The following is an 8963-nucleotide window of genomic DNA, read 5'->3' on the forward strand; positions in this document are numbered from 1 at the left end:
ATATTTTTTTAAAGCAGCAGCCACCTCATCTGAAAAATATAATATCGTAGAATTTCCGCCTTTTCTAATGACAGTAAATGCGTTTGAGTCAAAATCAATATCTTCTATATTTAACCCGACAAGCTCGCTGATTCTTATGCCCGTGCCTAAAAATAACGTTAAAATCGCCAAGTCCCTATATTTTGTTTTTGAGTGAAAATATCTTTGATGCTCGCTTAATTCGTCTCCAAACTCGCTTTGATCCAAAATTTCCGCGACCTCATTGGGTTCTAGTCTTATTATTTCTTTTTCGCGGATTTTAGGGAAAGCGACTTTAGCCGCGATATTGGATTGCAATTTGTCTTTATTAAAAAAGTATTTAAATAAGGCTTTGACGCTGGCTAAGCGCCTTGAGCGGGAATAGTCTTTATTGGTGCGAATCTTGCCTTGCGCGTCCCTATAATAAGACAAATGCGCCAAATATTTTTCCAAATCAGTTTGGGTTATTTTACTCAAATCGTCCAGCTTGATGTCTTTGATAGCTTTATTGAATATATTTTGAGACAAAAACTCAAAAAAGATTTTGAGGTCATACGCGTAATTTAATCGGGTCAAAACAGAAGTTCTGGGTTCGATCCCTAAAAAAAACTCAGCGCAAAAATCGGGCAATTCTTTTTCTAATTCGAGAATTTTTTGATTATTCTTAAAGTTTCTTTCTATGTAGTATTTTTTACCCATAAGTTAATTATATATTTTTTTACCATAAATGTATAGTAGCCTTTTTAAAACATTTTCTATTAAATAAATTATCCCAATTTTAAACAAACTAGAATTATAAATAGAACATTTTGTAATATGTTTATGATATAATGTAATATGTTTATGATATAATATTGAAACACATTGCCAAAAAATATAAATTTTTAAATATCTCAATTATAGGTGAAATATGGAAAAATATAGAATTGCAATCATTGAAGATTCAAAAGATGATTCAAATCTATTAAGGCAATATTTAAAAAAATATGAAAGCGAAAAAGGATATATATTTGAAATCAACGTTTTTAATAACGCATTATCTTTTCTTGCGGATTTTAAAAATGATTTTGATCTTATTTTTATGGATATAGACCTTCCTGACGGCAACGGAATGGATGTTATTCATAAAATAAGAGAAAAAGATAAGGACGTATTAGTAATTTTCACAACTAATATGTCTCAATATGCGCTAAAAGGTTATGAAGTTAAAGCGTTTGATTTTATGGTAAAACCGATTACTTATAATACTTTTTTTTTAAAACTTGCAAGCGCGATAGACTGCCTAAGTCAAAAGCGCGGAAAATATATATGGATATCCAATAGAGACGGCAAGATACGCGTTCATTCTTCCCGAATTAAATATATAGAAATCATAAAACATATGCTGATTTTTCACACCTTAGACGGTGATTACCAACAAAGCGGCACATTATTAATGATAGAAGGGGAGCTTGAGGGAGAGCCGTTTGTTTTATGCAATAGATGTTACTTAGTCAATCTTAAATATGTTAGCTCGGTCAGGCAATACGACGTTTATTTAGGCGATGAAAAACTGCAAATTTCAAGAGCTAAAAGAAAATCATTTATGACAGCCCTTAATAATTATTTGGCAAGGGGGGACTAAGTTTGTTTTTTACTAATCTATTTTTTTATAAAATTCTTTTTATGGTTGAAATTATATCCGCAGAAATCTTATTTACCTTGAACCTAATAAAGAAATCGCATTTTGCATTAAGATTTATTGCCGTTATTATATTACTATTAGGCATTGCGGCCTTTTTCCCTGTTCCGATATACAACGCATGGTATTCTTCAATAATGTTCTTGCTTTTATTTATTAGCACGATTCCAATGTTCAAATTTTGTTACGACGAACCTTGGATAAATATCTTCTTTTGCGTTATCGCGGCTTATACGTTGCAACATTTTGCCTATGAATTGTCAAATCTAATTCTTTCGTTAATTGTGTTGGGCAGAAGCCCGATTTTAGGGTTATATGATAGCGGAAGTATTAATTTTGATTTCTTAAACAAAGAAACCTTGTTTTACGCGTTAATTTATCTTTTATGTTATCTTACGGCTTATACGATTGTCTATTTCTTCTTTGGAAAGAAAATTAAAAAGGGCCAAAACTTAAAAATTAAGAGCATGTCATTACTGTTTTTAATTAGCGTAGGCCTATTGACTAATATAGTTCTTAATTCGTTTTTAATATATTCCGATATCAACTTTAACGGTTTTGTTATTACCACTCTGTTTAACATGCTAAATTGCATTTTATTGCTTTATTGCCAATTTACTTTATTACACAGTAAAGAATTGACAGGGGAAATTGAATTCATAAAAAAGCTTTGGTATGAGGGAAAAAAGCAATATATGATTCGAAAAGAAACAATAGACTTAATTAATTTAAAATGTCATGATATGCGGCATCAAATTCGCAATATCGGCAAAACCAAACATATTGAAAGCGAAGTCATTGAAGAAATTGAAAAAGCGATATCTCTTTATGATTCGGCAATTAAAACAGAAAACGAGGTATTAGATATAATACTAACGGAAAAAAATCTCATATGTTATAACAACGGAATTATGCTAACATGTATTGCAGATGGCAAATTACTAAACTTTATGAACGCGGCCGATTTATATTCGTTATTTGGGAATGCGCTTGATAACGCAATTGAAGCTGTCTTAAAAATAAGCGATAAAAGCAAAAGGGTTATTACGTTAAAATTATATTCGGTAGGAGATTTAATATCTATAAATATAAAGAATTTTTTCTATGGACAAATAGAATATGATGAAGACGGTTTTCCTATAACAACAAAAGGCGATTTCGCTTATCATGGTTATGGTTTAAAGAGTATTTCTTACATTGTAGATAAATATGACGGAAATCTGTCATTTGTAATTAAAGATAATATTTTTAATCTCAATATTCTTATACCTAAAAACAGCAATAACTAAATTATATTTCTAAAATCCTTTTTAAACTTTTTATTATCAACTTACAGAATAAGAAAAAAAAGGCGGCAAATAAGCGGTTGATATTGACCATCAATCGCTTTTTATATATACATATTTACATGTTAAATATAAAAATAGGAGTTTAGAATGAACGACAAAAAAGATAATAAAGCTTTGCTCGAAAAACTTCCATATGGAATTTTTTCTGGAATATGCGCAATGATTACATTTTACGCTACTTTAGGCCTTGTCGCAGCATATTTAATTTTATCGGCAATTGCGGCTCAAACTAGCGACAAAATATCTTTTTTACAAAACAGTTGGCAAGTAGTATTGTTTGTTTTTGATATTATTTTTTTTGTGTTAGCAATTTTTAATCTTGTAATGTACATTCTTAGAGTGCGAGGTTTTTTTTCAAAAAACAAGATACGCAATTTGTAAGAAAAAAATTAAGTTTTAAGAGGCAAAAGATGAGGATATTTAAAAGATCAGTTTGGACATTATTATCAATCTTTACCGGCATCTTGTTTATGATATCTATAATTGGCTCGGCAATAGCCAATGAAAATCAAGCGGGAATAAATGCTATGCTAGGTATTAATGCCTATAAAAAGATTGATATTAGCGACGATGAAAACGTTGATACGGAGTATTTTAAATCAAAGTTTTATAATTCAAATGGCGAATACGACCATCAAGCAATGCGTGATAATTCCGAAAAAATTGCTCTGCAAGTCGCCGTGGAAGGCAGCGTCCTATTATGGAACAACGATATAGGAAACGGCGCTAAAGCTCTTCCTCTCAAGAAAAATACTAAAGTTAATTTATTTGGCGTCTCTACGATGGTCGATAATTGGAGCATTCCTTCAAGGCATTTTCTAATACAAGGCGAAGGCTCGGGAATGATGTATGATAATGACAGCGACCCTTCGCGCAGCTTAATCAGAAGAGCTAATTTATCTGCAGAACTTGAAAAGAAAGGTCTTATAGTCAATAAACAGCTTGTTCAACGTTATAACGAAATTGGCGGAACTTACCGAAAAACGCTGACGATGAACAGCGATTTTACATATAAGTTTGGGCTTAATGAAGCGCCTTGGTCTCAAATCGAATCCACCGTAAACAGCTCGGTTGATGGCGGCGCCGCGGTAATGATTATTTCGCGTAATGCCGGAGAGTATAAAGATATATTAGTAGGAAGCAATTATGTATCTAATTCTCATCTTGATCAATATAATTATCTAGATTTATCTGTTGAAGAAGCCGACATTTTGAATAATCTAAAACGACTTAAAAATGAAGGTAGAATATCCAGCATAATTTTGCTTATCAACGCGGCAAATCCGGTTCAATTTCAACATATAAAAAATTACGATATAGACGCTTGCGTTTTCATCGGAATGGGCGGCTCTATGTCATTTGTCCAAATAGCGGAGATATTAACGGCGCAAAATGATGATTATATCTTATCAGGCCATCTGGTGGACACGTTAGTATATAACGCAAAATCTGCTCCTGCTTTTGAAAATTATGGCGATTTTACATGGACCGAATATTCTAATGAATTGCCTGATTTAAATAATGAAAATAAAAATCAAAACGGCACGCACAATACGAAATACGTTGTTTATCAAGAAGGCATATACGTTGGATATAAGTATTATGAAACAAGATATGAGGACGCAGTTTTAGAAAAGGACGAAGTTTTAGGAGGGAGCAACGCAACGTCGTCTAAAGGCGTAAAAGCAGGCAGCGATAATTGGTCCTACGAAGATGAAGTTGCTTTCCCGTTTGGATATGGTTTAAGTTATACAAGTTTTGAGCATTCTAATTTTTCCGTAACGCCTTCTTCGGACGGAAACAGCTACGAAGCTTCTATAACGATAAAAAATGTCGGGGAATATAGCGGAAAGGATACTTTCCAAGTATATTTACAAAAACCGTATACTGAATACGATAGAGCAAATGGTATTGAAAAAGCGGCCGTAGAGCTTGTCGGCTTTGCAAAAACAAAAAAATTAAAACCAAACGAATCTCAAAGACTTACAATAACAATTAATAAAGACGCCTTTAGGACATATGACGCGTATGGCAAAAAAACTTATATTTTGGAAAAAGGCACATATTACATTGCAACGGGAACCGACGCTCATGACGCTTTAAATAATATACTTGCCCAGAAAATACTGGACGGTCATGACGTTAATACAAATATTATGACTTCGCCAGGCAATGCGGCTTATACGTATAAAGTAGTTATTAATAATGATGATTATGAAATCTTTTCAAAATCTAAATCAACCGGCAAGAAAATAACAAATCAATTTGACAATGCCGATATTAATTTATACGAAGGAACTCAAGACCAAAAAATTGTCTATTTAAGCAGAAGCGATTGGGATGCTACGTATCCTAAAGCCGTTGAAATGAAATGTATCGACGCCAAAATGGTAGCTGATATGCAATACGGCGCAGAAATAATCCAAAATGAAAACGACAAGATGCCTAACTATGGTAAAGATAACGGCTTGACGCTCGCCATGCTAATGGAATACGACTTTGACGATCCGATATGGGACGACCTTTTGGATCAAATGACGCTGGCTGAACAACAATTTTTATGCTCTTATGGATTAAGATTTTTAGCAGGAGCAACAAGCGTAGGCGCTCCCGGAGGAAAAGCGCATGACGGCCCGGTGGGAATTAAAGTAAAAAATCCTATTTTAAATTCGCAAATGTGTTTCCCTAGCCCTGTAAATATGGCTTCAACTTGGAATGTTAAATTAATAAAAGAATTGGGAGACGCTTTAGGGCACGAAGTTCTTCATGCCAATCATTCGGTAATTTATGCGCCCGGCGCAAATATTCACAGAACAGCGTATAGCGGACGTAACTGGGAATACTTCAGCGAAGACGCGTTTATTTCAGGTAAAATGCTCTCCGCGGAAGTCCAGGGATTACAAGAGCGCGGCGTAATACCTATTGTTAAGCATTTTGTGCTCAATGACCAGGAAACAAACCGCTACGGCGTTACCACGTGGGCAAACGAGCAATCAATTCGCGAGAACTATTTATATCCGTTTGAAATAGCAATCACTGAAGGCAATTTAAAGGGCGTAATGTCGTCTTTTAACCGCATAGGTTGCACTTGGGCAGGAGCTCATAAAGGATTGCTTACCGAAGTGCTTCGCAACGAATGGAATTTTATTGGAATTGTCGAATCCGACGCTTGCGCTGGCGGCGTAGCGCATATGACGAGCGATAGAGCAAAAGCGGCCGGATTATTGGCCGGAAATGATTTATGGATGGATTCCGGCAACGAAAAATATTTTGAAGCGTATAAAGACAATCCGACAGTTATGCTTTCGCTTCGTCAAGCCGCAAAACGAATTCTGTATACTCAACTTCATAGCAACGCAATGAATGGAATCAGCAGCACGACTAGGATAATCAAGGTAAAGACGTGGTGGCAAAATATGCTTTTATGGGTGCAAATCGTCGCCGGAATTATCTTTGGTCTAATAGTTGTTATGACAGTATTAAGCTTTATTTTTGGAACCAAAAAGTTTAAGAACTGGTATAATAAACGTCTGGCAATAAAACGTTCCGCAAAAATAGCTCGAATGCAAGCGATAGCTGAAAACGGACAAGCGGTTGGTAAGGGTTATTATGTAAATGATATTATAAATAACGGCGTAGAAAAGCCGATTAAAACCGGTTATTATATTGACGGAAAGAAACAAAGGATATCCACAATTCGAAAAGATATATTGATTTTGTCCGTTTCCATTATTCTTACGGTAGCCATAACGTTAAGTTCTAGTTTGCCATTTATTAATAACCAGGGCGCATATCATGACAATCAACAATGCACCCAAATTTGCAAAATATGCAAAGGCTGTTTAGATAGCGGATGCAATACTTGTAAAACAAGATGCGGAGAAGGCAAAACCGCATATGAATTTGAAGCGGAACGCGCAATAAGAATTGAAGGCATAAAATCTCCTACGGAATATACAAGCCAACGCGGCACCTCATATATTGGTAATTTAAACGAAAATATTGGCGCTGGATTGCTATTTAATATTTACTCTCCCAAAGAGACCGTAGCAACTTTAGTCGCGGTAATTAATAGACGTTCCGTTGAGACAACATTTTCAAATTTGATATCCGTTGAAGTTAACGGCGAAAAATTTACAAGCCCCAAAATCGTTAAAGCGACATCTAACGGCGCAGAAGATTGGATTGCTTTTGTAGATGTTACTTTGGGATGTATTAATCTGCAGCACGGAAACAATGTAATTAAATTAATCACTATCAATGATTTAAGTTACAACATTGATATGATCAAATTAAAATGCGACGAGCCGTTAAAAGAAACATATTCATATTACAAATTTGAGGCTAGCAAATACGCAATTCCGGGAACAGGCTCAAAAGGCGCGCCGAGAAAAGAAAATAACGGTTTTGTAGGAAATTTAAGCGAAAATGCAGGCGCTACATTGACTTTCAAGATTGTTTCCGAAGAAGAAACCACCGCAATACTATCTGCAGCCGTAACGGGAAGACGTCAAGTAGCAAGAGAATTCTCTAAAGGATTTATTACTACCGTAAACGGAGTTGAGCTTGAAACCAACGTGGTAGTGCCTCAAGGAGATCCCAACACCGAATGGAGCAGGTCTTACGAGATAGTATTAGGCGAAATTCAGCTAGTAAAGGGCGAGAATACTATTGTATTTAAAGTCCCTCAAAACGTAGGTATTTATGACGCATCTAACTTTGATTACATTTTGATAACAAGTCAATTTGAAGTTACTTGTTCATCGGAATGGCAATAGAAAAGTTAGAGCTAATATAACAATTAATAAAAAGTACTCAGGAGGAAAAAATGAGAAAACGAAAGATTATCTCAATGTTATTATCGGTCTTAATGATTTGCTCCATCGCGCTTTTTGGATGCAATGGTTCAACAGCCCATGAACATAATATGTTAAAGCATGAAGCTCAAGAAGCGACTTGCGAGCAAGAAGGTAACATTGAATATTGGGAATGCGAAGATTGCGGTAAGCTATTCTTAGATGAAAACGGCGAAACGGAAACCGCTTTAGAAGATGTAATTGTCCCTAAGAAAGCTCACGAGTTTTCGTTAAAAGTAACAGTTGCAAATAAGAGATATGTCGAAAATACGCTGCTATCGAAATCTGATTTGACATTTAAATTTGAATGCGACAATTGCTCGACGACTCAAAATGTTTCATCTCAAGACGTCACAGTTGATTTATCTAAACCTTTAGTGAAAGGCGTAAATAATTTTACTGCGACTTATTCAAAAGATAACGTTAACTTAAGTTGCACTTTTAGCGTAACAGCCGTTCAAAAAGAACTATCTGATATCCAAGTTACTTATACAGGAAAGACTGAATATCTTGTTAACGAAGACTTTGATATCGACTCGCTTACGGTTAAAGCAATTTATGACAATGGCACGCAAGAAGATGTTACAGAATTAGCGCAAGTTGAATACGACAAGTCTAAAGCTGGCGAACAGGAAGTTACAATAACTTACGGCGGAATTTCAAAAACCATTACCGTTACCGTAACCGATATTATTCAATCTCTAAACGTTGCGGTAAAAGAAGGCAGAATTTTGGTTGACGGACAAAAGATTACGGCCGACGACCTTGTCGTAACCGCAATAGGAATTTCAAATGAAGAATATGAAATTACAGATTTTACGATTGTAAACGATGATTTATCATATCCTCAGACAACCGTAAAAGTAGAATATCAGGGCGTCGAAGGTTCTGTTGTTGTCGACGTATACAATAACTTTAAATTCCCCGCAGGCACAAACGCAAAATTTGGCGCAGGAATTAATGGAATGCCTAAAGTTGAGGACAACGGCTTTGTAGGCAACTTAAGTCAAAATAGCGGCGCGTCCTTGAAATTTAGGATTGTGTCTGAAGAAAGCGCTA

General features: G+C 35.1%; 6 protein-coding genes. 5 read left to right on the forward strand and 1 reads right to left on the reverse strand.

Annotated elements, in window-relative coordinates:
- The coding region (locus VIL26_09175) for a tyrosine-type recombinase/integrase (GenBank protein ID HEY8391093.1) at nucleotides 1–717 on the reverse strand (717 nt) is incomplete at its 3' end.
- 211 nt (nucleotides 718–928) lie between these two features.
- Between VIL26_09175 and VIL26_09180 the strand changes: the two genes are divergently transcribed.
- The 5 genes from VIL26_09180 to VIL26_09200 form a co-directional block, all read left to right on the forward strand.
- Nucleotides 929–1642, forward strand: a complete 714-nt coding sequence (locus tag VIL26_09180) for a LytTR family DNA-binding domain-containing protein (protein ID HEY8391094.1) — start codon at nucleotides 929–931, stop codon at nucleotides 1640–1642.
- A 41-nt stretch (nucleotides 1643–1683) separates the two neighbouring features.
- Entirely contained in the window at nucleotides 1684–2988 is a 1305-nt protein-coding gene (locus VIL26_09185; protein ID HEY8391095.1) for an ATP-binding protein, read from the forward strand.
- A 147-nt stretch (nucleotides 2989–3135) separates the two neighbouring features.
- On the forward strand, nucleotides 3136–3429 hold the full coding sequence (locus VIL26_09190) for a hypothetical protein (GenBank protein ID HEY8391096.1): 294 nt from the start codon (nucleotides 3136–3138) through the stop codon (nucleotides 3427–3429).
- 29 nt (nucleotides 3430–3458) lie between these two features.
- The gene (locus VIL26_09195; protein ID HEY8391097.1) at nucleotides 3459–7826 is read left to right on the forward strand and encodes a glycoside hydrolase family 3 N-terminal domain-containing protein; all 4368 of its coding nucleotides are present in this window, start codon (nucleotides 3459–3461) and stop codon (nucleotides 7824–7826) included.
- Between the two features lie 50 nt (nucleotides 7827–7876).
- Nucleotides 7877–8963, forward strand: a 1087-nt coding sequence (locus tag VIL26_09200) for a bacterial Ig-like domain-containing protein (GenBank protein ID HEY8391098.1), incomplete at its 3' end; no start/stop codon positions are given.

This window comes from Clostridia bacterium (assembly GCA_036562685.1).
In the GTDB taxonomy this organism is placed as follows: domain Bacteria; phylum Bacillota; class Clostridia; order Christensenellales; family DUVY01; genus DUVY01.